The 1,371-nt window shown below is 52.5% G+C and carries 1 protein-coding gene and 1 other RNA gene; one reads left to right on the top strand and one right to left on the bottom strand.

What is annotated here, in order from left to right; all coding sequences use genetic code 11:
• The coding region (locus AC1DWI_RS23270) for a hypothetical protein (RefSeq protein WP_477725929.1) at positions 1-998 on the top strand (998 nt) is incomplete at its 5' end.
• Positions 999-1,191: 193 nt separating this feature from the next.
• On the opposite strand, the gene ffs is transcribed toward AC1DWI_RS23270, so the two are convergent.
• An RNA gene (ffs, locus tag AC1DWI_RS23275) (signal recognition particle sRNA small type) lies at positions 1,192-1,288 on the bottom strand.
• Positions 1,289-1,371: the final 83 nt, after the last annotated feature.

The following is a 1,371-nucleotide window of genomic DNA, read 5'->3' on the forward strand; positions in this document are numbered from 1 at the left end:
GTATACGCGTCGCTATGCTAATAGACCCAGGCGAGGTGAATGCGGGAGAGATAGACGCCGCAGTGGATGCCCTGAGATCACGGTCAGTGTTTATACGAGGCGTTTGCAGTCGAGCTGCAACGGTCTATGAGGTAACGCGGGCGGTCGAGCTCTACCCATACGATCTTTTGCTTGTATCGACTCATTGCGGCGATGCGTCAGGTTGGAGATGGACCTACGAATACACTGACAGCGAAGGACGTGATCGCACGTTAGTGATCGATGTTGCTATCAGCGTTTCAGTAGTTCCCGGTAGTGAAAAGCTTGACGTCATGCAGTTCACGCGATTCGTGTCACTGGATGGGGTTGATTGGAATGATTCGGAGAAGAAGAAGTCGCTATACGTTGGGACTGCGATCAATGACTACATAGAGCGCACAAGAGATCCGGAGCGCCTGCAGCCAGTCAAGAAAGAACTAATTAATCGTGTTGTGGGTTCAGCTGCACTGAAAATGTCTGATGGAAATTTCATTGCCGTGCCTCGATCTCTAGCCAATTATGGCTGCCCGATTGTGCTAAATAACGCATGCGCATCCTGGCACAGACTTGCTGGAAACTTCGTCTTCGGAAACGCCAGAGCCTACGTAGGTACATTGTTTAGTGTGTCTGATGTTGAGGCGCAAGAGGTGATGACAAAGCTTATGGCGAAGTACTTTGGGCGACCCTTGGCTATCGCGCTTTGGCATGCGCAGAACGACGTTTACGGGGATAGCCCGCGTCGGCCGTACATCATTGTGGGTACGCATATGCAGCGACTTCGCGCTACTTCCTCGGACGCACCAGTTGATATTTATAAGCAACTTGTGACTGCCCGTGATCGGTGGAGGCGAGACCTAGAGAAAACAGGGCCAAGTGAAGAGCAAAGACATCTAACGGCTCGCGACTATGCGAGTTACCTCGATAAAGAGGCTAAAGGCGTGTACAAGCGTTGGATTGCACCGCGAGGAGAAGGTGTCTAGGTGTCCCGAAGATCATTTGGAACCAGGATTCTGACGCACCACCGGGAGCCCCGGAGGTTCAATCCTTCGACTTGAGCCATGTCTTTTCCTACTTCATAAATTAATGAAGTGGCACACTCAAGTGATACAAAACCGCAGCGGGAAGCCGCTCTAGGCATAAAACCCGCGAGAAGCGCGGATTTGAGATGAATAAGGTGACGAGCCTTGACCCCGGCACTGACTCCACAGTTAGGGCTGCTTGGTTCCCCACCTGACCCGGTTGGCCGCTTTACCATGCGGGAAGGCCCGTCACCCTCGATTGTAAGGGACTTGGGAATGACCCCTCTGGCATACCCCCATCAGTGAAAAGGGCACCGAGCGATCTATTCCAGCC

This window comes from Polaromonas sp. P3_C2 (genome assembly GCF_056402675.1).